23 protein-coding genes are annotated in these 24000 nt (G+C 72.5%); 11 read left to right on the top strand and 12 right to left on the bottom strand.

All coding sequences use genetic code 11. The annotated features are described in order from the left end of the window. Positions 1-186: 186 nt before the first annotated feature. From ACZ4XX_RS32780 to ACZ4XX_RS32795, 4 genes are all read left to right on the top strand, one after another. Positions 187-1110 (top strand): serine hydrolase, encoded by a 924-nt coding sequence (locus tag ACZ4XX_RS32780; RefSeq protein WP_468511496.1) that lies wholly within the window; start codon positions 187-189, stop codon positions 1108-1110. A 168-nt stretch (positions 1111-1278) separates the two neighbouring features. Next, positions 1279-2928 carry a penicillin-binding transpeptidase domain-containing protein gene (locus ACZ4XX_RS32785; RefSeq protein WP_468511497.1) on the top strand — a complete coding sequence of 550 codons (1650 nt, stop codon included), beginning with the start codon at positions 1279-1281 and terminating at the stop codon, positions 2926-2928. Between the two features lie 53 nt (positions 2929-2981). After that, positions 2982-3476: a YbaK/EbsC family protein gene (locus ACZ4XX_RS32790; protein ID WP_468511498.1), complete on the top strand. Its 495-nt coding sequence runs from the start codon at positions 2982-2984 to the stop codon at positions 3474-3476. Beyond that, positions 3473-4324: an EamA family transporter gene (locus tag ACZ4XX_RS32795; RefSeq protein WP_468511499.1), complete on the top strand. Its 852-nt coding sequence runs from the start codon at positions 3473-3475 to the stop codon at positions 4322-4324. The genes ACZ4XX_RS32790 and ACZ4XX_RS32795 overlap by 4 nt, the downstream gene beginning before the upstream one ends. Positions 4325-4391: 67 nt before the next feature. Here the strand turns inward: ACZ4XX_RS32795 and ACZ4XX_RS32800 are convergent, their stop codons facing one another. Beyond that, positions 4392-4679, bottom strand: a complete 288-nt coding sequence (locus ACZ4XX_RS32800) for a DUF7848 domain-containing protein (RefSeq protein WP_468511500.1) — start codon at positions 4677-4679, stop codon at positions 4392-4394. Between the two features lie 377 nt (positions 4680-5056). Between ACZ4XX_RS32800 and ACZ4XX_RS32805 the strand changes: the two genes are divergently transcribed. Together ACZ4XX_RS32805 and ACZ4XX_RS32810 are read left to right on the top strand one after the other, a co-directional pair. After that, complete coding sequence (locus tag ACZ4XX_RS32805; RefSeq protein ID WP_468511501.1) at positions 5057-5914, top strand: helix-turn-helix domain-containing protein; 858 nt, start codon at positions 5057-5059, stop codon at positions 5912-5914. Positions 5915-5935: 21 nt separating this feature from the next. Further along, a complete protein-coding gene (locus ACZ4XX_RS32810; RefSeq protein ID WP_468511502.1) occupies positions 5936-6220 on the top strand; it encodes a DUF397 domain-containing protein in 285 nt (94 codons plus the stop codon). A 43-nt stretch (positions 6221-6263) separates the two neighbouring features. Here the strand turns inward: ACZ4XX_RS32810 and ACZ4XX_RS32815 are convergent, their stop codons facing one another. Both ACZ4XX_RS32815 and ACZ4XX_RS32820 read right to left on the bottom strand, forming a co-directional pair. Further along, positions 6264-6782 carry an HAD domain-containing protein gene (locus tag ACZ4XX_RS32815; RefSeq protein WP_468511503.1) on the bottom strand — a complete coding sequence of 173 codons (519 nt, stop codon included), beginning with the start codon at positions 6780-6782 and terminating at the stop codon, positions 6264-6266. Positions 6783-6816: 34 nt separating this feature from the next. Beyond that, positions 6817-7599, bottom strand: a complete 783-nt coding sequence (locus ACZ4XX_RS32820) for an SDR family NAD(P)-dependent oxidoreductase (protein WP_468511504.1) — start codon at positions 7597-7599, stop codon at positions 6817-6819. Between the two features lie 194 nt (positions 7600-7793). Between ACZ4XX_RS32820 and ACZ4XX_RS32825 the strand changes: the two genes are divergently transcribed. Together ACZ4XX_RS32825 and ACZ4XX_RS32830 are read left to right on the top strand one after the other, a co-directional pair. Then, positions 7794-8531: a 2OG-Fe dioxygenase family protein gene (locus ACZ4XX_RS32825; RefSeq protein ID WP_468511505.1), complete on the top strand. Its 738-nt coding sequence runs from the start codon at positions 7794-7796 to the stop codon at positions 8529-8531. 103 nt (positions 8532-8634) lie between these two features. After that, on the top strand, positions 8635-9252 hold the full coding sequence (locus ACZ4XX_RS32830; RefSeq protein WP_361846551.1) for a LysE family translocator: 618 nt from the start codon (positions 8635-8637) through the stop codon (positions 9250-9252). Positions 9253-9319: 67 nt separating this feature from the next. On the opposite strand, the gene ACZ4XX_RS32835 is transcribed toward ACZ4XX_RS32830, so the two are convergent. The 6 genes from ACZ4XX_RS32835 to ACZ4XX_RS32860 form a co-directional block, all read right to left on the bottom strand. Next, entirely contained in the window at positions 9320-9871 is a 552-nt protein-coding gene (locus ACZ4XX_RS32835; RefSeq protein WP_468511506.1) for a YbaK/EbsC family protein, read from the bottom strand. 26 nt (positions 9872-9897) lie between these two features. Beyond that, positions 9898-10974 (bottom strand): helix-turn-helix domain-containing protein, encoded by a 1077-nt coding sequence (locus ACZ4XX_RS32840; RefSeq protein WP_468511507.1) that lies wholly within the window; start codon positions 10972-10974, stop codon positions 9898-9900. A 197-nt stretch (positions 10975-11171) separates the two neighbouring features. After that, on the bottom strand, positions 11172-12347 hold the full coding sequence (locus ACZ4XX_RS32845; RefSeq protein WP_468511508.1) for a serine hydrolase domain-containing protein: 1176 nt from the start codon (positions 12345-12347) through the stop codon (positions 11172-11174). 72 nt (positions 12348-12419) lie between these two features. Next, positions 12420-13202, bottom strand: coding sequence for an energy-coupling factor ABC transporter ATP-binding protein (locus ACZ4XX_RS32850; protein ID WP_468511509.1), 783 nt, complete (start codon positions 13200-13202; stop codon positions 12420-12422). Continuing rightward, positions 13190-13951: a cobalt ECF transporter T component CbiQ gene (gene cbiQ, locus ACZ4XX_RS32855; protein ID WP_468511510.1), complete on the bottom strand. Its 762-nt coding sequence runs from the start codon at positions 13949-13951 to the stop codon at positions 13190-13192. The genes ACZ4XX_RS32850 and cbiQ overlap by 13 nt, the downstream gene beginning before the upstream one ends. 32 nt (positions 13952-13983) lie before the next feature. Beyond that, a complete protein-coding gene (locus ACZ4XX_RS32860; RefSeq protein WP_468511511.1) occupies positions 13984-15015 on the bottom strand; it encodes an energy-coupling factor ABC transporter permease in 1032 nt (343 codons plus the stop codon). A 135-nt stretch (positions 15016-15150) separates the two neighbouring features. Here ACZ4XX_RS32860 and ACZ4XX_RS32865 point away from each other — a divergent pair, with 135 nt between their 5' ends. Continuing rightward, positions 15151-15561, top strand: a complete 411-nt coding sequence (locus tag ACZ4XX_RS32865) for an SsgA family sporulation/cell division regulator (protein ID WP_468511512.1) — start codon at positions 15151-15153, stop codon at positions 15559-15561. A 157-nt stretch (positions 15562-15718) separates the two neighbouring features. Here ACZ4XX_RS32865 and ACZ4XX_RS32870 read toward each other — a convergent pair whose 3' ends face one another. Both ACZ4XX_RS32870 and ACZ4XX_RS32875 read right to left on the bottom strand, forming a co-directional pair. Beyond that, a complete protein-coding gene (locus tag ACZ4XX_RS32870; protein WP_468511513.1) occupies positions 15719-17911 on the bottom strand; it encodes an MMPL family transporter in 2193 nt (730 codons plus the stop codon). A gap of 104 nt (positions 17912-18015) precedes the next feature. Further along, a complete protein-coding gene (locus tag ACZ4XX_RS32875; protein ID WP_468511514.1) occupies positions 18016-18588 on the bottom strand; it encodes a TetR/AcrR family transcriptional regulator in 573 nt (190 codons plus the stop codon). Between the two features lie 175 nt (positions 18589-18763). On the opposite strand from ACZ4XX_RS32875, the gene ACZ4XX_RS32880 reads away from it, so the two are divergent. After that, complete coding sequence (locus ACZ4XX_RS32880) at positions 18764-22258, top strand: S41 family peptidase (RefSeq protein WP_468511515.1); 3495 nt, start codon at positions 18764-18766, stop codon at positions 22256-22258. Positions 22259-22312: 54 nt separating this feature from the next. Here ACZ4XX_RS32880 and ACZ4XX_RS32885 read toward each other — a convergent pair whose 3' ends face one another. Next, the gene (locus ACZ4XX_RS32885) at positions 22313-22834 is read right to left on the bottom strand and encodes a GNAT family N-acetyltransferase (protein WP_468511516.1); all 522 of its coding nucleotides are present in this window, start codon (positions 22832-22834) and stop codon (positions 22313-22315) included. Between the two features lie 43 nt (positions 22835-22877). Here ACZ4XX_RS32885 and ACZ4XX_RS32890 point away from each other — a divergent pair, with 43 nt between their 5' ends. After that, positions 22878-23975: a barstar family protein gene (locus ACZ4XX_RS32890; RefSeq protein ID WP_468511517.1), complete on the top strand. Its 1098-nt coding sequence runs from the start codon at positions 22878-22880 to the stop codon at positions 23973-23975. Positions 23976-24000 lie beyond the last annotated feature (25 nt).

Genomic DNA, 24000 nt, shown 5'->3' on the forward strand with positions numbered 1-24000 from the left:
ACGAGAGGGCGCGACCGGTGGTCGCGCCCTCTCTGCCGTCGTCGGCACGGGCCGTGGGCGGTGCGTGGGAGGTTCGGGCGCCCCGTCCTCCGGTTCCGCCGGATTCGTACAACCATCCGCACGCTCAGGAGTCGTACAGGGCGAGAGCGCCGTAGGCGTGTTCGCTTCGTTTCCAGGGGGACCCGCATGACTCACCGCATATCCCTGCGTGCCCGCGTGATTCCGGCCGCGCTCGCCGTCGGGATGCTCGTACCCGTCGTCGCGGGCGCGGCACCTGCCTCCGCCGCCACCGCGCCGCGGGTCAGCTGCACGTCCGGCAAGGCAGGGCTCGCCGCCAAGCTGCAGAGGGACATCACCGCCGCCCTCGCCTCGCGCATCGGCACCGTCGCCGTCGGCCTGCGTGACCGCACCACGAACACCACCTGCACCCTGCGCGCGACGACCGCGTACGACTCGGCCAGCGTCGTGAAGGTGACCGTCCTCGCCACGCTCCTCTGGGACGCCAAGAAGACCGATCGGCAGCTGACCTCGCGCGAGGCCACCCTCGCCACCGCCATGATCACCACGTCCGACAACGCGGCCACCAGCTCCCTGTGGAACCAGCTCGGCGTCACCAAGGTGAAGGGCTTCCTGGCCGCCGCCGGCATGACGCGGACGGTTCCGGGCTCCGGCGGGTACTGGGGGCTCACCCGGATCAACGTCACCGACGAGCAGCGGCTGCTCTCCCTGATCACCGCCAGGAACGCCGTCCTGAGCGACAACGCCCGCGCGTACATCCTCAAGCTCATGGGGCGCGTCGTCACCTCGCAGAAGTGGGGAACCCCCGCGGGCGCGCCCTCCTCCGTGGCCGTGCACGTCAAGAACGGCTGGCTGCAGCGCGCCACGCGCGGCTGGCGCGTCCACAGCATCGGCGCCTTCCAGGGCGGCGGCCACGACTACACCATCACCGTGCTCACCGATGGCAACAGCTCCATGACCTACGGCGTGAACACCATCCAGGCCGTCTCCAGGGTGATCCACCGGGATCTGACCCCGACCGCGAAGGCCGAGTCCCGTTACACGCCGCCCCTCGCGCCCGCAGAGGCGCACGTCACGGTTCCCCGGGGCTGACGCCCGGTCACGCTCAAGCCGTGCGCGGCCACGGACACGGCGACGGCGACGGCCACGGAGGGGCTGCCGGAACGTGACCTCTCCGTGTGACGGAGAAGTCCGAAGTTGCTCGACACACCCATGGGGCGCTGCTTGACTCGTGGGTTCACACGGGGAGGGAACGCAGCCATGCGCAGTGGAGCCAAGGTCGCGATCGTCGGGGGTGTGTTCGCCGTCGTGGCGGGCGGGGTCGGATACGGGGGCTACAACCTCTGGAGCGGCGTCATGGGCGGTGAGACGTCGCCGCGGTCCAACTCCGCCGCCGCGCCGAGAACGGGGCCCGTCACGGACGAGGAGGTCACCACGGCCGCACGGGACTTCCTGGCCGCCTGGGCCGCCGGGGAGCCGGAGAAGGCCGGGCAGCTGACGACCGACCCGGTCGCGGCGAGTCCGGCCGTGGCGGCCTACCGCGACGGCGCTGGCATCTCGGAGGCCGTGATCACGCCGGGGACGCCGGTCGGGACGACCGTGCCGTTCACGGTGAAGGCCACGATCACGTACGAGGACGTGTCGAAGCCCTGGTCGTACACCTCCCGGCTGAGTGTGGTCCGTGGGCAGACCACCGGCCGGGCGCTCGTGAAGTGGGCGCCGTCCGTGCTCCACCCGAAGCTCCTCACCGCGGACGCGACGCTGCGTACGGGCGTCTCGAAGACGGCCCCCGTGAGGGCGGTCGACCGGAACGGAACGGAGCTGACGGCCGCGAAGTATCCCTCGCTGGAGCCGATCCTGGCCGAACTGCGCACGCGGTACGGGGCGAAGGCGGGCGGCACGACCGGCGTCGAGACGTGGATCGACTCGGGCAGCGCGTCCGTCCCCGACTCCCCTCTCCTCGTCCTGTCGCAGGGGAAGCCGGCCACGCTGAAGACCACCATCGACGCGGACGTCCAGGCGGCGGCGGAGAAGGCGGTGAAGGCGTACGGCTCGGCGTCGGTGGTCGCGATCCAGCCCTCGACGGGTGCGGTACGGGCGGTCGCCAACAGCCCGGCGGGCGGCTTCAACACGGCTTTCTCGGGCTCGAAGATGCCCGGCTCCACGATGAAGATCGTCACGGCGGCTCTGCTTCTGGAGAAGGGCCTGGTCAAGGCGGACCAGGTCGCCGAGTGCCCGCCGAGTGCCATGTACTACGGCCGGACCATCACGAACCTGAAGAACTTCTCGCTGAACGGCGCGACCTTCGGGGAGAGCTTCGCCCGCTCCTGCAACACCGCCTTCATCAAGAAGATCGACGACGTGGAGAAGAGCGAGGGCGACGACTCCGGTCTGGCCCGCGAGGCCAGGGAGGTCTTCGGCATCGGCCTCGAATGGAAGACGGGCATCCGGTCGGTCGACGGCTCCGTCCCCGAAGCGACGGGCGGCGCGGCGGCCGAGCAGTACATCGGCCAGGGCACGGTGCAGATGAACCCGCTGAACATCGCCTCGATCACCGCGACGGCGAAGGACGGACGCTTCCGGCAGCCGTACCTGGTCCCGGCCGCCTTGGACGACCGGACCTTCGCCCAGGCCGAGCGGCAGCTGTCGCCTTCGGTGGCACGGCAGCTGCGGGACATGATGCGCACCACGGCCACGGCGGGCTACGGCACGGCGGTCGGCCCGATGGCCCCGGTGCGCGGCGACAAGGGCGCCAAGACCGGTTCGGCGGAGGCCGACGGCCAGGAGACGTCGGACAGCTGGTTCACGGGGTTCGCGGACGATCTCGCTGCGGCGGCCCTGGTCGAGGGAGCCGGCCACGGCGCGACGGCAGCCGGCCCGATCGTGGCGCAGGTGCTGAACGCGGACTGAGACCTGCACAACCCGGTCGCGTGGCCCGTACAACCACCGCTAGCGTGCGGGCCATGACCGCTGACGAGATCGCCTCCCTCGCCCACCCCCTGTTCGCCGCCGCACTCCAGGAGTCGGGTCTCGACGTCGAGATCCGCCGCTTCCCGGACGAGACCCGCACCGCGCAGCAGGCCGCCGAGGCCATCGGCTGCCAGGTGTCGGAGATCGTGAAGTCGCTCGTCTTCGCGGCCGACGGCGTGCCGGTCCTCGTGCTGATGGACGGCGCCTCGCGGGTGGACGTCGAGCGGGTACGGGTGGAACTGGGCGCCGGGAAGGTGACCCGGGCGGACGCGAAGGTCGTCCGGGAGACGACGGGGTACGCGATCGGGGGCGTCCCGCCGTTCGGGCACCGCACCCGGACCCGGGTCCTCGCCGACCGGGGCCTGCTCGACCACGCGCTGGTGTGGGCGGCGGCGGGCACCCCGCACACGGTGTTCGCGCTCGACCCGAAGTCGCTGGTGGCGCATGCCGGCGGGACCCTGGTGGACGTCCGGGAGCCCACGGCGTGACGCCGCTCGTCATGCTGGCCGTCCTGGTCGCCGCCGTCACGCACGCGAGCTGGAACGCGCTGGCGCACCACATCAGGGATCAGCTGCTCTCGTTCACGCTGATATCCGGCGGCGGCGCCCTCATCGGCCTGGCCACGGCCCTCTTCGTGCCGCTGCCGGCGCCGGAGGCGTGGCCGTTCCTGGTGGTCTCCGCGCTGCTGCACGTGGGCTACATGATGCTGCTCATGCGCTCGTTCTCACTGGGCGACTTCGGCCAGATGTACCCGATCGCACGCGGTACGGCGCCGCTGGCCGTGACGGCGCTCGCGGCGGTCTTCGTGGACGAGACACCCGACGGCCGGCAGCTGCTGGGCGTCGCGGTGGCGTGCGCGGGCCTGACGGGCATGGCGCTGTGGGGCATCCGGGGCAAGGGCGCGCGCCCCGACTGGCCGGCGCTGCTCGCGGCGGGCGCGACGGGCCTGGCGATCGCCCTGTACACGGTGGTGGACGGCGTCGGCGTCCGCGCATCCGGCACGCCGCTGGGCTACATCGCGTGGCTGATGGTCCTGGAGGGCCTGGCGATCCCGGCCTACGCCCTCTGGACCCGCCGGGCGGCCCTGCTCCCCCAGCTCCGCCCGTACGCGGGCCGGGGGCTGCTGGGCGCGGCGCTGTCGGTGGCCGCGTACGGCCTGGTGCTCTGGGCCCAGACGAAGGCCCCGCTGGCCCCGGTCGCGGCGCTGCGCGAGTCCTCGATCATCGTGGGCGCGGCCATCGGGGCCCTGTTCTTCAAGGAACGCTTCGGCGGCCCGAGGGTCGCGGCGGCCGGCCTGATGGTGGCGGGCATCGGGCTGATGCTGCACGTGGGGTGAGAGGGGCGGGCGCGGGCCGGGGCGCCGGGCGGGCGGCGACGGAGGGGTGAGCGGCGGGCGGGCGATGTCAGCCCCCGACGCCGGCGCCCACGCCCGCACCCGTGCCGGGGGCCGGGCCGTCCCAGGACGCGCGGAAGAAGTCCGTACGGATGCGGCGGAAGCCGGTGTGACCGGTGGCCTGGGCGTGGGAGAGGCACCAGACGGCGGGTCCCCGTCCGTCGTCCGCCGCGCCGGAGCCGTCGAGGCAGGTGGTGCACTCGGCCTCGGTGACGGTCCCGCTGCCCGTCCGGTCGGGACGTAACGCCCAGAGCCGGGGCCGTCGGGCGGTCCGGTGGTACGCCCCCGCCGCGCTCACCTCGACCCACCACCCGCGGCCTGCGGGGCCGTGAGTGGGCGTACGGCCGGGCGGTACCCCGGCCGGGACGGTAAGAGCCGGCGGACCGGGCCGGCACGGCGGACGCCAGGGTCGCTCACGTCGTCGCTCCTTCGAAGCGGTGGCCACGCCCCGGCCGTTCGCGCGGTCGCGGGGGTCTTGCTGTTTCTCGTACGGACCAGCAAGATCAACTCACCGTTACGGTCGAGATACGGCACGTGATCGCCATCACAGCATGCCCACGCGCACCGGAAGAATGCAAGGCTTGCGAACTCCCCCTTGGCGTTCCATGAGTTGAGGACCGGCGCGGCGACCGCGCACACCCGCGGACACCCGTCAGGCAGAGAAGGGACCGCATCATGCCGGCCAGGCGACCGCACCCGCCCACCGTCCGACTCCGGCGCCTCGCAGCGGAGTTGAGGAGGCTTCGCACCGAGGCCGGACTCACGCGCGAGCACGTCGCACAGCGGACCGGGATCAACGAGGCGACTCTCTACCGGATCGAGAGATCACGGGCGCGGCCCCAACGACGCACACTGGTCAGCCTGCTGGACGCCTACCGGGCCGACGAGGCGCACCGCGCCGACCTCCTTGCCCTGCAGAGCGGGGCCGGCGACCAGGACTGGCTGCGGCCGTACCACTCGGAACTGCCCGAGGAGTACACCGCGTACATCGGCTTCGAGGCCGAGGCGCGGACGGTGCGCAACTACGAGTCGCTGTTCGTTCCCGGGCTCGCACAGACGGAGCAGTACGCCACGGAGGTCGTCCGGGGCGTCCTCCCCTCGGCCAGCCGGAAGGAGGTCGCACAGCGCGTCCGGGCGCGCATGGAGCGCCAGGCCGTCCTCACCGGGGAGCACCCGCTGGAGCTCCGGGCGATCGTGGACGAGGCAGCCCTGCGGCGCACGGTCGGCGGGCGCGAGGTCATGCGCGGCCAGGCACGGCACCTGCTCGAACTGATGGCGGCCCCGCACGTCACGTTCCAGGTGATCCCCTTCGACAGGGGCGCGCACGCCGGCATGACGGGCAGCTTCGTCCACATGGACTTCCCCCACGCGGACGATCCCGGGCTGGTCTACCTGGACACGCAGGCCGGTGACCTGTTCCTCGAGTCGGAGACGGAGATCCGGCGCTACGAGTCGATGTTCGAGCACCTCCAGGCGGTGGCCCTCGGGCCGGACGACAGCGCCGGGTTGCTGGCCAGGGTTGCGGAAGAGTAGGACCGAGAGAGGGTGTTCTCAGTGCAGCACGACCCGGCCGAGCCGACATGGCGGAGCAGCAGCTACAGCAGCGGGAACGGCCAGTGCGTGGAGGTCGGCGACACCGCCCCCGCCTGGGCCCGAGTCCCCGCCCCCGCCCAAGCACCTGCCCAAGCCCGCGCCCAAGCCCGTGTCCAAGCCCGCGCCCGGGGCTGCGTCCGCGTCCGCGTCCGCGACAGCAAGACGGCCCCCAGCGGCCCCCGCCTCTCCCTCGGGGACGGGGCGTGGACATCCTTCGTGGCCGCCGTCAGGACCGGGCGGCTGTAGCCCGGACGGGAGGGCGGCACGGGCCCCGGCGCGAGCACATGGATCACGGCGCGGGCCGGTGCAGCAGGAGCCAGGAGTCGACCGTGGCGAGATCCGCCGGGGTGAGGCCCGTCGTGGAGTTCACCTGGTGGAGGAGGGCGGCGCCCCGGTGATGGGTCGCCACCCAGGCCCGGTCGAGGTCGGTCGGCTCGTCGTCCATCCAGACGAACGGCCGGCCGGCCGCCGTCTCGACCAGGGCCCGCGTCTTCCAGTGGAGGACGCCCGGCTCGTCCTCCTCCGGAGGTTCCGGCAGGGGGGCCACCGGGAGGTCCGGCATGCCCAGGAGCGGGGCCATCACCTTGTTGGCGTCGTGCATCCACGCCGTGGCCCACATCAGCTCGCAGGGGAGGGCGGCCAGGCGCGGGCCGTGTTCACGTACCACCTTGGCCAGTTGGGGGTTGTCCGGGCGCTGCCACCGGTCCCACTCCTCGGGCGTGGACGGCAACTGCGCCCCGCCATAGGGCAGAAGCGTTCCGTCGACGTCCAGGAAGAGCAGCGGGGAGTCCTGTGCCGTGTCGGTCATGACGGCACCGTATCGACAGCGAACCCGCCCCCTCTCAGTCCCCCAACACCTCCGCGAAGTGCCGGTTCACCGCCAGCAGTCCGCCGTCCACCCGCAGGACCGTGCCCGTGATCCAGGACGCGTCGGCCGAGGCCAGGAAGGCGACCGCCGCCGCCACGTCCTCCGGGGTGCCCACCCGCGACAGGGGGTAGACCCGGTCGGCCAGGGTCCCCAGTTCACGGTCCCTGCCCGACCACGCCGTCGTCGCGATCGTGCCCGGGTTGATCTGGTTCACCCGCACCCCGCGCCCCGCCGCGTCGCCCGCGAGCGTGCGGGTCAGCGACGCCAGGCCCGCCTTCGCCGCGCTGTAGGCGTGGCCGCCGAAGTCCGTCTCGGCGTTGACCGAGCCGATGTTCACGATCGCCCCGCGCCCGCCGGCCGCCGCCAGGTGCGGCAGCGCCGCCCGCGAGCAGCGGACCGCACCCATGAACGTGACGTCGTGCTGGACGGTGAACACCGCGTCCGGCTCGTCCTCGAAACGGTCCCGGTCGGGCGCCACGGGGCCGAGGGCGTTGTTCACGAGGACGTCCAGACGCCCGAAGGTCTCCACCGCGTAGGCCGTCGCCTCGTCCACCGACGACTGGTCGCCCACGTCGCAGTACCGGTGCTCCGCGCCCGGAATCCCCGCCGCCGTCTTCCGCGCCGCCGCCTCGTCCACGTCGGTGACCAGGACCCCGGCCCCCTCCGCCGCGAGCCTTCGCGCCGTCGCCGCGCCGATGCCGCGCGCCGCGCCCGTGATCAGTACCGCGTATCCGCCGAAGCGTTCCCTGAGGTCCATGCGCCCGATCTCAGCACCCGGGTCCCGGCCGCGCCAGCCCCCCGTAACATCCCGTTCATCAATTACCCCCGCCGCTATGCATGGATAAAGTGCGGCTACGGCAATTCGGCCAGAGCCGAAAGGCTTTGACACACCCCTGGCGTAAATACAACGATCTACCTCGCGACGACCACGCATTCATCAGGGGGAAAACCATGTCCACGTATCAGTCCGGTGTCGAGGAAATCGCCGAGTCCCTTTCCTCCCGGAGCTACGACCTGATCTCCGGGGAGAAGGTGAAGCAGCTTCTCCTGCAGCGCTCCGAGACCGCCCTCGACGATCTGGAGCCGTTCCGCGACAGCTGGTCGCGGATGCCGCTCGACGGCTACATGGCGGACGGCGGACGCTACCGCCGCCGCCGGCACGCCACCCTGAGCGCGCCCCGCGCCGGCGCCGACCACCGCATCGAGGAGCACCAGCCGCACTACCAGGGGCTCGACTACAACACCCTCAACGGCGGCGTGGCCAGGCACTACGAGCCGTTCGAGGACCAGATCCTGCGCGGCCGCACCATGGACAGCCTGCTCACCCTCGGCTGCGACATCTTCGGCCGCCTCGCCCCGTATTCGGGCTGGCACATCGAGGCCCACCAGTTCCGCATCGAGGTCGACGGCGAGGGGGCCGGCCTGCCCACGCCGGAGGGCGTGCACCGCGACGGTGTCACGTTCGTCCTGATGGCGATGGTCGGCCGCTCGAACGCCACCGGCGGCGAGAGCACCGTCTTCAACCTGGACAAGCAGCCGGTCGAGAAGTTCTCCCTGACCGACCCGCTCGACGTGGCCCTCGTCAACGACGAGCGCGTCTACCACGGCGTCTCGCCGATCGAGCAGATCGACCCCGCCACCCCGGCCTCGCGCGACGTGCTGGTCATCACCTACCGTCACAAGCCCTGATGCCAGGGGCGGGTGGGAGGGGGCGGGTCCGCGCGGACCCGGACCCTCCCACCCGCTCACCCCTTGAGTGAGTACGTGAGCGAGAAGGCGGGAAGTCGGGAACATGGGTCAGCTCATCGCCGTGGCGGTCATCACCGTTCTGGCTGTCATCAGCCCCGGCGCGGATTTCGCGATGACCGTCCGCAACAGTTATCTGTACGGAAGGACGGCCGGCGTTCTCGCGGCCGCCGGAATTGCGCTCGGCGTTCTCGTCCACGTCACTTACACCATGCTGGGTGTAGGACTTCTGGTCTCCCGGACGCCGATGCTTTTCACGGCGATGAAACTCATCGGCGCCGCATATCTGGTGTACATCGGCTACAAGACGTTCGTCACCAAGGCACAGGTGGACATCGACCTTTCGGAGGACGGCGGCCTTTCGAAGGCCGGCGCGCTGCGCACCGGCTTTCTGACGAACGCGCTCAACCCGAAGACGATGCTGTTCGTGCTGAGCACGTACACCCAGGTCGTCAGTGCCGACACCCCCGTCTTCCAGCAGGTCGGCTACGGGCTCTTCATGTCCTTCGCCCACCTGGTCTGGTTCGCCCTCGCCGCGGTCCTCTTCTCCAACCAGGCCCTGCGGTCGCGGCTGTTGCAGCGGCAGACCGTGCTCAACAAGGTCATCGGCGCCGTGCTGGTCGGACTGGGCATGCTGCTGGCGCTGACGCCCGCGATGGCCTGACCGGCCCGATCGACCTGACCGGCCCGATCGGACCCACCGGACCCGCCTGCCTGGTCCCGCCCATCGGTCAGTCCGTCGAGACCCGCTCCACGCGCGGCTCCGCGATCGCCCTGTAGTCCTCCGACGACAGGGCGATCGAACGGTCGAGGCGCGCGGCGTTGAAGTAGAACTCCGGGTGCGCCAACAGCTCCGGGTCCACGAGGAGTTCGAGTCGCTCGTCGAAGGCGAACGGCAGGATCGTGCCGCTCGGCGAACCCGCGAGGTCCTCCGCGATCTCCGGGGACGCGAAGGAGACGTACGTGCCGCCGTACAGCGCCTTCACCGCGTTCAGGTCGATCCGCCGGTCACCGGGGACGACGACCAGCGCGAAGCGCTTCTCCTTCTTGCCGATCTTCACCATGGCGATGATGCACTTGGCCGCCTCGGCGAGCGTGTGTCCCCGGAGCGCGCTGACCGCCTCGGTGCCGCCCTCGGGGGCGTGCTCGATCACCCGGTGGGCGGCTCCGCGCTCGTCCAGCAGGGCGAGCAGCTTCTCGTACGTCCCGTGATCGGGCGTCACGTCGGTCGCTGCATCGGTCTCGGCCTCGGGCGCTGCGTCGGTCACGGCGTCGGCGGTCATGGGGTTCCTCCTTGTTGCGGCATGTTTCAAGTGGTTTCGTACGACGGCGCGTTGACCCTACGCCGGTTGTCCAGGTGTCTGAGCAGCGCGACACCCGAGGCGTCCAGTTCGTACAGCACCCGTACGCCCGCCCGGCGCCTGCGCACCACGCCCGCGGCCACCAGGGACGTGAGGTGCTCGGAGACGGTGCTCGGCGCCAGGCCGAGCACCGCCGCCAGTTCCGAGGTCGTGGTCGGCGCGACGAGGCCGCGGACCACCCCGGCCCGGCTGCGGCCGAGCAGGATCTCGAGCCGGTCGCCGCGCGCGGGGTCGTCGGCCCCCTCGTCGGCCCGTCCGCCCGCCCGCCGCCCGGGCCGGATCTCGCAGGCCAGGACGGCGGCCCCCTCGGCCTGGTACGAGACCGCCGCCACCCCGTTCGGGGCGAAGCCCAGGAGCGACGCCCCCCGGCCGAACACCAGGGGGACCAGGACGATGCGGGAGACGTCCCTCTTCACCGCGATCCTGCCCGGCGGTCCCGCGTGCAGCCGCAGGACGTCGCCGCGCCGCGAGACGGCCCCGTTCAGGGTGCCGAGGAGGCGGTCCGGGCCCTGGGTGGCGAGCACGCGGGCGCGGAGCAGGATGTCGTCGTCCGTGACGGTCCGCAGGGAAGCCTCGTACGGGGCGAGGGCGGCACGTACGTAGCGCGGGAGGAAGGCGCACAGGTCGGCGATCCGCGCCCCGGGATCGGCGTACAGCGGGCGTACCTCGGCGGGGACGCCCTGCGGGAACCAGCGCTGCAGCTCCTCGCGCACCCGGACCGGCGGCACCCCGCGGAGCAGCGCGATCTCGTCCGCCAGGTCCGGCTGCCGGGCGGAGGAGGGGACGGGGAGGAGGAACGACGGCAGGGTGCCGCCGCCTGCCCGGAAGAGGTGGACGAGCCACCCCGGCAGGGTCACGTCGGCTCGCAGCAGCGAACGGCGGGCCGCCCGACCCCAGTTGGTGTACGGCCATGGCGCGAGCCCCCGGCAGGCGGACAGCAGCCCGATACTCCCGAACGTCTCCCACAGCCGGCTGTCGGCGATCCGGAGGGCTCCGGAGTGGGTCCCGTGTTCGGACGTCGCCAACGAAATCTCGATCACATGCGCCCCCGTGCGCCTGGTCCACCGAACGGTGGAGCGGGCACACGCTAGCGCCCGGATGATCAACGATCCGTGCCCCGGAAGCGCAGAATGTCAGGTCGCGCCCGGAGGAATGTCAGGTCGGGGAGATCCCGGACGCCGCCGCGGCCGGAGGCCTCGTCGCAGGAGTCGCCCGGAGCGGTTCACACCGCCCCGTTCACCACCGACCCGACCGCCCTCACCAGCGCCTGCGCCCGCGGATCCGCCGTCACCGTCCTGCGCATGCCGTTCGTTACGTACCCGAAGGCGATACCGGCGTCGGGGTCGGCGAAGCCGAGCGAACCGCCGCGGCCCGGGTGGCCGAACGAGGACGGGCCGAGGAGTGGGGACGCCGGGCCGTGCAGCATGTGGCCGAGGCCGAAGCGGGTGCCGACCAGCAGCACCCGGTCCGCGCCCGCCGACTGCTCGGTCCGGGCGAGCACGAGGGTGTCGGGGGTGAAGAGGCGCTCGGCGCCGTCGACGGGGCCGAGGGTGGCCGCGTAGAAGCGGGAGAGGGCGCGGGCCGTCGCCACCCCGGCGGAGCCGGGCAGTTCGGCGGCCCGGTAGACCGGGTCGTTCTCGTCGGGCTTGGGGTCGATGACGCCGAAGGCGCGCCGGGTCAGCGAGTCCGGGTCCTTGTACGCCTCGGTGACGGAGCGCTTGGCGCGGAGCTTGAGGGCGCCGCTGCCGGGCGGCTCGATCTCCTCGACGGGGCCGAGGCGGCCGACCCGGTGGGCCTCCGCGTCGGGGAGTCCGATCCACAGGTCGAGGCCGAGGGGGGCGGTGATCTCCTCGGCGACCCAGCGGCCGATGGTGCGGCCGGTGACCCGGTGGACCAGGCCGGAGAGCAGCCAGCTGAAGGTGTGGGCGTGGTAGCCGTGGGCCGTGCCGGGCTCCCAGACGGGGGCCTGGGCGGCCATGGCGCGGGTCGCGGTCTCCAGGTCGACGGCCTCGGCGAGGGTGAGCGGCCGGTCGAGTACGGGGACGCCGGCGCGGTGCGCGAGCAGCTGTCGTACGGTCACGCCGTCCTTGCCCGCCGCCTTGAACTCGGGCCAGTACGCGGCGACCGGGGCGTCCAGGTCGAGCAGCCCGCGCTGGTGCAGGAGCAGGGGCACGGCGGCGGCGACGCCCTTGGTGGCCGAGCGGACGACCTGCGCGGTGTCCTCGCCCCAGGGCGCCTCGCCGTCGACGTCCCGGGTACCCGCCCGGAGATCGACGACCAGGGCCCCGTCGTGGTGCACCGCGACGGCGGCCCCGCGCTCACCGCGCTGCTCGAAGTTGCGCAGGAACGCGTCCCTGACCGGCTCCCAGCCCGCCGCCACCGTGCCCTGGACGTCCACGTCCCCACTCCTCACTCGCCGATCCGACCCCCCATGGTGCAACGCGGAGGGAGGAGGCCCGATTCCGGGGCCTCAGACGACGGAGCCGGGCACGAAGCCGAAGGGCAGTTCGAGGCGGTGCCTGGCCATCAGCTCCTCGTCGGCGAGGATGTCGCCGGTGCGCCCGTCGGCGGCGATGACGCCCTCGCTGAGGATCACCGCGCGCGGGCAGAGCTCCAGGGCGTACGGCAGGTCGTGGGTGACCATGAGGACGGTGACGTCGAGCGAGCGGAGGATGTCGGCGAGCTCGCGGCGCGAGGCCGGGTCCAGGTTGGACGACGGTTCGTCGAGGACGAGGATCTCCGGCTCCATGGCGAGGACCGTCGCGACGGCGACCCGGCGGCGCTGCCCGAACGACAGGTGGTGCGGCGGCCGGTCCGCGTACTCCGCCATCCCGACCCGGTCGAGGGCCTTCCGTACGACGGCCTCCAGTTCGGCGCCGCGGAGGCCGGCCGCCGCCGGGCCGAACGCCACGTCCTCCCGCACGGTCGGCATGAACAGCTGGTCGTCGGGGTCCTGGAAGACGATGCCGACCTTGCGCCGGATCTCGGCGAGGTGCTTCCTGCCGACGGGCAGCCCGGCGACGGTGACGCCGCCCGCGCCGCCGGTGAGGATGCCGTTGAGGTGGAGGACGAGGGTGGTCTTGCCCGCGCCGTTGGGGCCGAGGAGGGCGACCCGCTCGCCGCGGCCGACGGTCAGGTCGACGCCGAAGAGGGCCTGGTGGCCGTCGGGGTACGCGTACGCCAGGCCCCGCACGTCGAGCGAGGGGGCGGTCGTCGGGGGGACGGGCGTCGAGGAGGCGGTCATAGGGTCCATCCCAGCAGGCAGATCAGAAGGGCGGTGAGCGGGAGCGCCGCCGCGTAGCTCCACTGGGCGCGGGTGGCGGTGACCTCGTCGATGACCGGCATCGTTCCCGTGTAGCCGCGGCTGACCATGGCGAGGTGGACCCGCTCCCCGCGCTCGTACGAGCGGATGAAGAGCGCGCCCGCGGACTTGGCGAGGACGCCCCAGTGGCGGACGCCTCGCGCCTCGAAGCCGCGCGAGCGGCGGGCGACGGACATCCGGCGCATCTCGTCGGTGATGACGTCGCCGTACCGGATCATGAACGAGGCGATCTGGACGAGCAGCGGGGGCAGCTTCAGCCGCTGGAGGCCGAGGAGCAGCTCGCGCAGTTCGGTGGTGGAGGCGAGGAGCACGGAGGCGGCGACGCCGAGGGTGCCCTTGGCGAGGACGTTCCAGGCGCCCCACAGGCCGGGGACGCTCAGTGACACCCCCAGGACGGTCGTCTGCTCGCCGGGCACCACGAAGGGCATGAGCAGCGCGAACGCGACGAACGGCACCTCGATGATCAGCCGCTTCAGCAGGAAGCCGGCCGGGACGCGGGCCTTCGCCGCCACGACCGCGAGGAGCAGGGCGTAGAGGGCGAAGGCCCACACGGCCTCGCGTGGCGTCGAGACGACGACCACGACGAAGCCGAGGACAGCGGCGAGCTTGGTGTGCGGAGGCAGCTCGTGGACCGGCGAGTGCGCGTGCCGGTAGAGCCTGTGGGCGTGCCCCGCTCCCATGTCAGGCGCTTCCCGTGCCGTCGGGTCCCATGTCAGACCGTCGCTTCGGCGTGGGCACGGCGGCGGCGGGCGACCCAGAACACTCCGGTGCCGACGGCGAGGGTCGCGCCGACGCCGATCGTGCCGGCCAGGCCGCCGGAGAGGCGGACGGTCTCGATGCCCTTGACGCCGTAGTCGGCGAGCGGGGAGTCGGCGGCCGCGTGGTCCTCGACCTTGCTGTCGATGCCCTTGTCGGCGGCGACCTTCTCCAGGCCGTCGGGGCTTGCGGAGGCGTAGAAGGAGACGAAGCCGGCGAGGACGAGCGCGGTGACGACACCGCCGATCCACAGCTTCTTCGGGGATCCGGCGGGCGCGGCGGCGGGCGCGGCCGGAGCCGCGTCGACCAGTTCGCCGCCGACGCGGAGCTTGAGCGGGGCGGTCAGGCCGCGGGCGCCGTGGACCAGGTCGGGGCGGACGGCGATGACCGCGCCGACGGTCAGCATGGTGATGACGGCCTCGCCGATGCCGATGAGGACGTGGACGCCGACCATGGCCGTGAGGACCTTGGGGAGCGGGACGTCGGTGGTGCCGCCGATCGCGTAGAGGCCGGTGAAGGCGGCGGCCGCGGCCGGTACGGAGACGACCGCGGCGACGAAGGAGGCCGCGGTCACCGAGGCGCGGGTGCGGGGCAGCAGCAGGACGAGGCCGCGGAAGAGTCCGTACGCGACGACGACGGTGACGACGCCCATGACCGTGATGTTCACGCCGAGCGCGGTGAGGCCGCCGTCGGCGAAGAGGATGCCCTGCATGAGCAGGACGACGGCGATGCAGAGGACGCCGGTCCACGGACCGACGAGGATCGCCGCGAGTGCGCCGCCGAGGAGATGTCCGCTGGTCCCGGCGGCGACCGGGAAGTTCAGCATCTGGACGGCGAAGATGAAGGCGGCGACGAGCCCGGCGAGCGGAGCGGTCCGCTCGTCCAGCTCCCGCCGCGCCCCGCGCAGGCTCACGGCGACGGCGCCGGCGGCGGCGACACCGGCGGCGACCGATACGGGGGCGTTGATGAATCCGTCAGGTACATGCACGCCCTGAATGATGAGCGCTCCTGCAAAGTACTTGCAAGAGCGCACAGGTCACAGAACAGCGGCGCATGGGTCGTGCGCACGCCGGGAAGGAGTGGGACATTAGTCGATAAGAGGACAAACGGTGAGGAGCCCCCGATGGCTGCCGCAGACGATCGCGCACTCGACCACGAAGCCGCCCACCCAGTCGACCGCGACACCGACCTCGCGGTCGAGGACCACGCCAGGGGACGCATCATCAGCGACGCCCCTCTCTCCCGCCCCGTCCCCGTCGACCTCCGCTACGACCCCGGCTTCTCCCCCGCGACCGTCCGCTTCGTCTTCCCCGGAGACGTCGAGTGGGCCTTCCCCCGCGTCCTCCTGGAGACGGGCCTGCGCGCCCCGACCCGCCGCGGCGACATAGGCGTCTGGCCCTGCGGCCGCGTCCAGACCGTCGTCGAGCTCCACAAGGACGACGGGTTGGTGACGGTCGTCCAGTTCGACACGACGGCGCTGACCCGGTTCCTGAAACACACGTACGCCGCCGGCTCGTCGATGACGACGAGCTGACGGCGCACGAGAGGTGGGGCGACCCCGGGGCCCGGTACCCGGGGGTCTCGCCCGGGGACCGGACTCCGGGGATCAGACCGGGGGAATCGGACTCCGGGGATCAGACCCGGGGAATCAGACCCTGGGGATCGGACTCCGGTGATCGGACTCCGGGGGATCAGACCTTCACGAGGTCCGGCTTGGAGCCGGACGCCCCGTCCGCGGGCATGTCCTTGGCGAGGCCCTCGCCCTCCACGTCCACGTTCGGCAGGATCCGGTCCAGCCACTTCGGCAGCCACCAGGCCTTGTGGCCGAGCAGCGCGAGGACGGCCGGGACGATCGCCATGCGGACCACGAAGGCGTCGAAGAGGACCGCGACGGCCAGACCGAAGCCGATCATCTTGATCATCTGGTCCGTCATGCCGATGAAGCCGGAGAAGACCGCGATCATGATCACCGCGGCGGCGGTGACCACCCGGGCGCTGTGCTTGAAGCCGGTCACGATCGCCTCGCCGGGCCGCTCCCCGTGGACGTACGCCTCCCGCATGCGGGTGACGAGGAAGACCTCGTAGTCCATCGCGAGACCGAAGACGACGCCCACCATGAAGATCGGCATCATCGACATGATCGGGCCGGTCTGCTCGACCCCGAAGAGGCTGCCGAGCCAGCCCCACTGGAAGACCGCGACGACCGCGCCGAGGGCCGCGACCACCGAGAGCAGGAAGCCGAGGGCCGCCTTCAGCGGGACGAGGATCGAGCGGAAGACCACGGTCAGGAGCAGGAAGGCCAGGCCGACGACGAGGGCCAGGTACGGCACCAGGGCGTCGTTCATCTTCTGCGAGAAGTCGATGTTCATCGCGGTGGCGCCGGTGACGAGGACGTCGTCGCCGGTGGCGTTCCGGATGTCGTGGACGAGGCTCTCGGTGGCACCGGAGGACGGGCGGTCCTTCGGGACCACGGTGATCATCGCGGCGTCGCCGGCCTTGTTCGGGGTCGCCGGGGTGACGGCGGCCCAGCCGTCGAGGCCCTTGATGGTGGCGACCGTCTTGTCGGCGGTCGCCTTGTCGCCGTCGACGACGACGAGCAGCGGGCCGTTGAAGCCGGGGCCGAAGCCGTCCGAGAGGGCGTCGTACGCGCGGCGCTCGGTGGTGGAGGTCGGCTTGACGCCGTCGTCCGGGAGGCCCATCTCCAGGGAGGCGGCGGGCAGCGCGATCGCGCCGAGGCCGAGGACGCCGATCAGCAGCACCATGACGGGGCGGCGGATGACGAAGCGGGCCCAGCGGGTGCCGCCGTTCGGCTTGTCGGCCTTCTTGTCGCCCGCCGACACGCCCTCGGCGGTCGCTGCGGCCTTGCGCTGCTTGCGGCCGATGACCTTGTCGCCGGCGAAGCCGAGCAGGGCGGGGATCAGGGTGAGCGCGATCAGTACGGCGATCACGACCGTGCCGGCGGCGGCGAAGCCCATCTTCGTCAGCATCGGGATGTTGACGACGGCCAGGCCGACCAGGGCGATGACGACGGTGAGTCCGGCGAAGACGACGGCGGAGCCCGCCGTGCCGACGGCGCGGCCCGCGGCGTCCTCCTTCTCGCGGCCCTCGGCCAGCTCCGCGCGGTAGCGGGAGACGATGAAGAGGGCGTAGTCGATGCCGACCGCGAGGCCGATCATCATCGCGAGGGTGGAGGTGGTGGAGCCGAGGTCGAGGACGTTCGCGAGCGCGGCGATCGACGAGACGCCGATGCCGACGCCGATGATCGCCGTGAGCAGCGGAAGTCCGGCGGCGACGAGCGAACCGAAGGTCAGGACGAGGACGATGCCGGCGATGACGACACCGACGATCTCGCCCGCGCCGGTCTCCGGCATGGTCTGGAGGGCGTCACCGCCGACCTCGACGGTCAGCCCCTTGCCCTGCGCGTTGTGCCCGGCCTGGGTCAGCGCCTCGCGCGTCCCGTCGGTCAGCTCCATCGAGTTGACCTTGTAGGCGACGGAGACGTAGGCGGTGGAGCCGTTCTGGGAGACGGCCTGCGCGGTGTACGGGTCGGTGACCGAGACGATCTGGTCCGAGCCGGACTTCAGCGCGGCGACGGTCTCCTCGACGACGGCCTTGTGCGCCGGGTCGGTCATCTTCTGGCCCTCGGGGGCCTTGAAGACGACACGGGCGGTGGCTCCGTCGGCGCCGGCGCCCGGGAAGCGCTCTTCGAGCAGGTCGAAGGCGCGCTGGGCCTCGGTGCCGGGGATGGAGAAGGAGCCCGAGGTGGGGGCGGGCGCGGTGGCGGCGCCGATCCCGGCGACCGCCAGGAGGGCCACCCAGAGGAGGGCGACGAGCCGTCGGCGCCGGAAGGCGGAACGGCCCAGCTTGTACAGGAACGTGGCCACGGGGGCGTACTCCCATTTCGTGGTGGGACAGGGCATGGGGAGCCGGCCCGACGGCGTGAGCGGTTCGACGTCAGGTGGAGCGTGCGGAACGGGTACTGCGGGGGTCAGACGCCGAGTGAGGGGAGCACGACGGCGTCGACGTACGCGCTGAGGAACGCGCGGTCGACCGGCTGATCGTCGATCAGCGGCCGGGCGATGAACGCACCGATCAACATGTGGGGGATGAGCTTCAGCGCCGGGTTCCCGGCGTCGACCTCACCCCTGCGGACCGCTCTGCGCAGCACTTCGTCGAGGCCGTTCATCTCGGGTTCGATGAGCAGCTCGCGCAGCGCCCGGTGCAGTTCGGGGTTGGTGTGGACGGCGTGGGCGAGGCCCCGCATCAGTGCGGAGTCCTTCTCCATCTGACAGTCGTCCGTCCGATCCATCAGTTCGTGGAAGTCGCCGCGCAGCGAGCCGGTGTCAATCTCGGAGAGGTCGGCCGGCTTGTTGGCGCGCAACGCCCTGGCGACCAGCTCGGGCTTGCTCCCCCACTGGCGGTAGAGGGTGGCCTTGCTGGAGTGGGTGCGGGCGGCGACGGCGTCCATGGTGAGGGCGTCGTAGCCGACCTCGCGGAGGAGGTCGAGCACGGCTCCGTACAGCTCGGACTCACGCTCTGGGGTGAGCCTGCTGCGGGCCATGACCGGACTCCTGCCGAACGAAACGGTTTCGTACAGTACGAAGATACCCCCGACCTCATCGAAACGAAACCGTTTCGTACGTGTCCTGGGCCACACCGAAGCGCGTCACGACCACGAAGACGCCCGCAAGCACGTACGAGTTGCCGCACCCCCTTCGCTTGGAAAGCATGAGGAGGTGAGTGACGACGTCGCGTATCTCCGTTTTCCGCACCTCCACGACGACCTGCTGTGCTTCGCCGCCGAGGACGATCTCTGGATCGCCCCGCTCGTCCCCGAGGGCCACCGCCCCGGCCGGGCCTGGCGGCTCACGGTCGACCGGACGCGGGTCGGCCACCCGCGCTTCTCACCGGACGGCCTGCAGATCGCGTACACGAACTGGCGCAGCCTCGACCCAGAGATCCATCTCGTCCCCATCGAAGGCGGATCCGCCCGGCGGCTGACCTACTGGGGCTCGACGGACACCCGCGTCTGCGGCTGGACGCCCCCCGACCGGGACGGCCGCTCGGACATCCTCGCCGTCTCCTCGCACGGGCAGCCCTTCTCGTACTACTCGTGGGCCTACAACGTGCCCACCGACGGCTCCCCGGGCGGCCGCCTCCCCTGGGGTCCGGTCTCCGACATCGCCGTCACCGAGCAGTTCGCCGCCGGGAAGGCCGGCGGCGAAGGCGGCGGGAAAGCCGACGACGGAGCCGGCAACGGACACGAGGCCGAACGCCGCACCCTCCTCCTCACCGGAAAGCCGCCCCACGAGCCCGCCGCCTGGAAGCGCTACCTCGGCGGCGCCACCGGCCGCCTCTGGCTGCACGGCGAACGGCTGCTCCCCGACATCGGCGGCCACCTCGACTGCCCGATGGCCGTCGACGGCCGGGTCGCGTTCCTCTCCGACCACGAGGGCGTCGGCAACCTCTACTCCTGCCTGCCCGACGGCACCGACCTGCTCCGGCACACCGACCACGACGAGTTCTACGCCCGGCACGCCTCCAGTGACGGGCGCCGGGTCGTCTACCAGTGCGCCGGCGACCTGTGGGTCGTCGACAGCCTCGCCCCCGGGTCCCGCCCCCGGAGACTGGAGGTGCGGCTCGGCGGCCAGCGCGTCGGCAGGCGCCCGTACCAGGTGCCCGCCGCCCACCACGTCGACGCGGTCTCCGTCGACGAGACCGGCCGGGCCAGCGCCGTCTCCGTGCGCGGCAGCCTCTACTGGCTGACCCACCGCGACGGCCCGGCCCGCACGATCGTCGACACCCCGGGCGTCCGGGTCAGGCTGCCCGAGATGCTGGGCAGCGGCGGCCAGGTCGCGTACGTCACCGACGCCGGGGGCGAGGACGCCGTCGAGGTCGCCTATCTGCCGCGCGCCAGCGGCGACCGGCCGCCCCGCCGCCTCGCCTCGGGCGACCTCGGCCGGGTCGAGGAACTCGTCGCCGACCCGGACGGCGAGCGGCTCGCCATCGCCTCCCACGACGGCCGGCTGCTCCTGCTCGACACCACCGAGGACCCCGAGGACATCTCCGGGCCGGACTCCTCCGCGGACACCCCCGGGCCGGACTCCTCCGCGGACACCCCCGGGCCGGACTCCTCCGCGGACACCCCCGGGCCGGACTCCGAGGGCAGCACCCCCCGGACGGAGTCCGCAGGAGGCCGGGTCACCGAACTCATCCGGTCCGTCAACGGCCCCGTCCGCGACCTGGCCTTCTCCCCCGACGGCAGCTGGCTCACCTGGTCGCACCCGGGCATCGGCCGCTCCCTGCGCTCGATCAAGATGGCCCGGATCTCCGGCCCCGGCGCCCGGACCGTCGTCGACGTCACCAACGGCCGCTTCGAGGACGAGAACCCCGTCTTCACCCGGGACGGCCGCTACCTCGCCTTCCTGTCCTGGCGCGGCTTCGACCCGGTGTACGACGTGCACACCGGCGACCTGTCGTTCCCGCTGGGCTGCCGCCCCTACCTGGTCCCGCTCTCCTCCGCGACGCCCTCGCCGTTCGCGCTGCTCCCCGACGGGCGCCCGGCCGCCGGCGGTCTGGACCCGGCCGACGACGACACGGAGCCGGCCACCGACGGCACGGTCACCGTCGAGATCGAGGGACTCGCCGACCGGGTCACGCCGTTCCCCGTCACCGCCTCCAAGTACTCGGCCCTGCACCCGGTGAGCGGCGGCGGTCTGGTCTGGCTGCGCTGGCCCATCTCGGGCGCACTCGGCGAGACCTTCGCGAACCCGGCCGACACCTCGGGCCGCCCCACCCTGGAGTACTTCTCCATCACCAAGGCCCGCAAGAGCGAACTCGCCAAGGACCTCGACTGGTTCGCGGTCAGCGGCGACGGCACCCGGCTCGTCGTCGCCGACGAGGGCGATCTGCGGGCCGTGCCCGCCACCGAGTCCGGGGACGGCGACTCCACCGTCTACCTGGACCTGCGGCGCATCCTCCACGAGGTCGAACCGGGCGCCGAGTGGCGGCAGGCCTTCGACGAGGCGGGCCGGATCGTCCGCGCCTACTTCTGGGAGCCCGACATGGGCGGGGTCGACTGGACGGCCGTCCTCGACCAGTACCGGCCGCTCGTCGAACGGGTCGCCTCCCCCGACGAGTTCGCCGACCTGCTCCGCGAGGTCCTCGGCGAACTGGGCACCTCCCACGCGTACGTGACCCCCGCCCGCCGCAACGAGGGGCCCCCGCACTACCAGCGGCCGATGGGCCTCCTCGGCGCGAACCTCGTGCCCCGCGAGGCCGGCTGGACGGTGAAGCGCATCCTGCCCGGCGAGTCCTCCGACTCCAAGGCGCGTTCCCCGCTCGCCGGTACGGGCATCCGCGAGGGCGCCGTCCTCACCCATGTCGACGGCAGGCCCGTGAACCCGGCCACCGGCCCGTACCCGCTGCTCTCCGGCACCGGCGGCACCACCGTCGAGCTCACCTTCACCCCCGCCGAGGGCGAGGGCCGGGCCCGTCGCGTCGCCGTCGTCCCGCTGATCGACGACCGTCCGCTGCGCTACCAGGACTGGGTGGCCAAACGCCGGGCGGTGGTACGGGAGATCAGCGGCGGCCGCTGCGGCTACCTGCACATCCCCGACATGGGCGGCTCCGGCTGGGCCCAGTTCAACCGCGACCTGCGCATGGAGGTCTCCCGGCCGGCCCTGATCGTCGACGTACGGGGCAACGCCGGCGGCAACATCAGCGAGCTCGTCATGGAGAAACTGACCCGCAGGATCCTCGGCTGGGACCTGACCCGCAACGCCCAGCCCGTCGCGTACGCCTCCAACGCCCCGCGCGGCCCGATCGTCGCCCTCGCCGACGAAGCGACCTCCTCCGACGGCGACATGATCACCGCCGCGTTCAAACTCCTCGGCCTGGGGCCCGTCGTCGGACAGCGCACCTGGGGCGGAGTCGTCGGCATGACCGGCCGCCACCGCCTCGGCGACGGCACCCAGATCACGGTCCCGATGAACGCGGCCTGGTTCCCCGAGTACGGCTGGTCCCTGGAGAACCACGGCGTCGAACCGGACCTCGCCGTCCTGCGCACCCCCCTCGACTGGGCGGAAGGCCGGCACGCCCAGCTCGACGACGCGGTCGAGGTGGCCCTCGCCCTCCTCGCGGAGACCCCGGCGGCGAGCCCCCCGAGCTACGAAGACCTCCCGGACCGCTCCCGCCCGAAACTGCCGCCGCGGGCGACGGCCGAGGAGTGACCCCGGGAGGGCGTGCAGGGCGTCGCGGGGCGGGCGGGAGCTGGACGACGGGAACTAGAGCGTGGTGCCGACGGCGGTGCTTCGTCCGAGGGAGTCGGCCAGATCCAGCTCGTACGACGTCCCCGCCCGCCCGTCGATCGTCACGCTCCCGACCGCGCCGAACCCGACGCGCCCCAGCACGGCCCTCGACCCGTTGTTGTCGAGGGTCGTGACGGCGGTCAGCCGGCTGAGCCCGTACTCCTCTCGGGCCAGCCGGCACACCTCCCGCACCCCGGCCGTCGCCACGCCCCGCCCGGTCGCCTGCTCGGCGACCCGGTAGCCCAGTTCGGCAGCCCCGTCGGCGACGTCGACGAGGTTGAACCGCCCGAGGATCTCGCCGCCCTCCCCCACGAGCACATGGAAGTGGATCCCCCCGGACTCCTGCTCGTCGAGCAGCGCCCGGTGCCGCTCCTCGAAATCGGTGAAGTACGCGTCCCCCCGGTCGGGCACGGACGCGGCGAAGTACCCCCGGTTCTCCCGCTCGAAGACGAGCAGGGCGGGGGCGTGATCGGATCGCAGTCGCTCAAGTACGGCCATGGGCGCCACGGTACGAAGATCCGGCGCCGGACGCGCGTGGGTTATGCGCCATGATCGAACCGTGTACACGCTGACCAGAACCGCGGACGACCACGTCTGGGGCGTCTGTCCCGAGGTGGAGGGGCTTTTCGGCGAGCCCCCGCGCGAGACGTACGAGTTCCACGGCTGGGAGCCGGAGGGGGACGGGTTCCGGGACGGCGACTGGCTGGGAAGCCGGGTGTGGCTGGTACCGGAGCGCACGCGGACCGCGGCCGGGGAGCCCGACGACGACGAGGAGGACGACGCCTGGCTCCTTTCGGACGTGGAGGCGTCGCGCACCGCCTCCGGTCTGGTCCTCACCGGTGAGGACGACTGCTCGGGCCCGCCCGAGGGCCACCGGGGCCCCGTCCGGCTGCACGACGGACACCGATGGCTGGGCTCCTGCCGGGAGTTCGCCGTCGTCATGACGGCGGAGCTGCCCGATCCCCCGCTCGTCCTGCGCGGCCTCGCCCCGGGTGACGAGCTGCGGCGGGCCCTGACGAAGGGCACCCGGCGGGCCCTGGAGCTGGACGAGGCCGAGCTGGAGGTCCGGGACGTGCGGGGCGCACCACTGACGAGCCGGCTGATGCGGCCCGTCGTCACCGGGTGGGAGCCGTCGGCGCTCGGACCTGAGCTGATCGACCTGACGCTGGACCGGGGCTTCGATCCCGTGCCCACCTGGGCCCGTGACGTGTGGGAGCGGTGGCTCGCCGGGCCGCCGGCCGCGTCCGGCGCCTGGGCCGGGCTCGACACCCGGCGGCGCGGCGCCTGGCACGACCTGGTGCGGGAGCGGGCCTGCCACCGCCCGCACGAGGACCGGCCGGCGGGGACCGCGTACACGCTCGACGGGCGGCACGTCACCGACGAGCCGAGTCTCTGGCTCGCGCTCGGCGAGGCGGTGAACGGGCCGGGCGGCTACCTCGGCGGATGCCTCCAGGCACTTCACGAATGCCTGGGCGGCGGCTTCGGCTTCACCGCCCCGTCCACCCTGACCTGGCGGAACTCCGACGTCGCCCGGGCGCACCTCTCCCGGGCGCTGTCCCCGGACGGCGAGCCGTACGACCTCTTCGCGTCGACGGTCCGCGCCCTGGAGGAGGGTGGGTTGCGGGTCGTGCGGGCGTGAGCGCGCGGACGCACGCGGAGGCGCA

It is taken from the genome of Streptomyces sp. NPDC029956 (assembly GCF_055574655.1).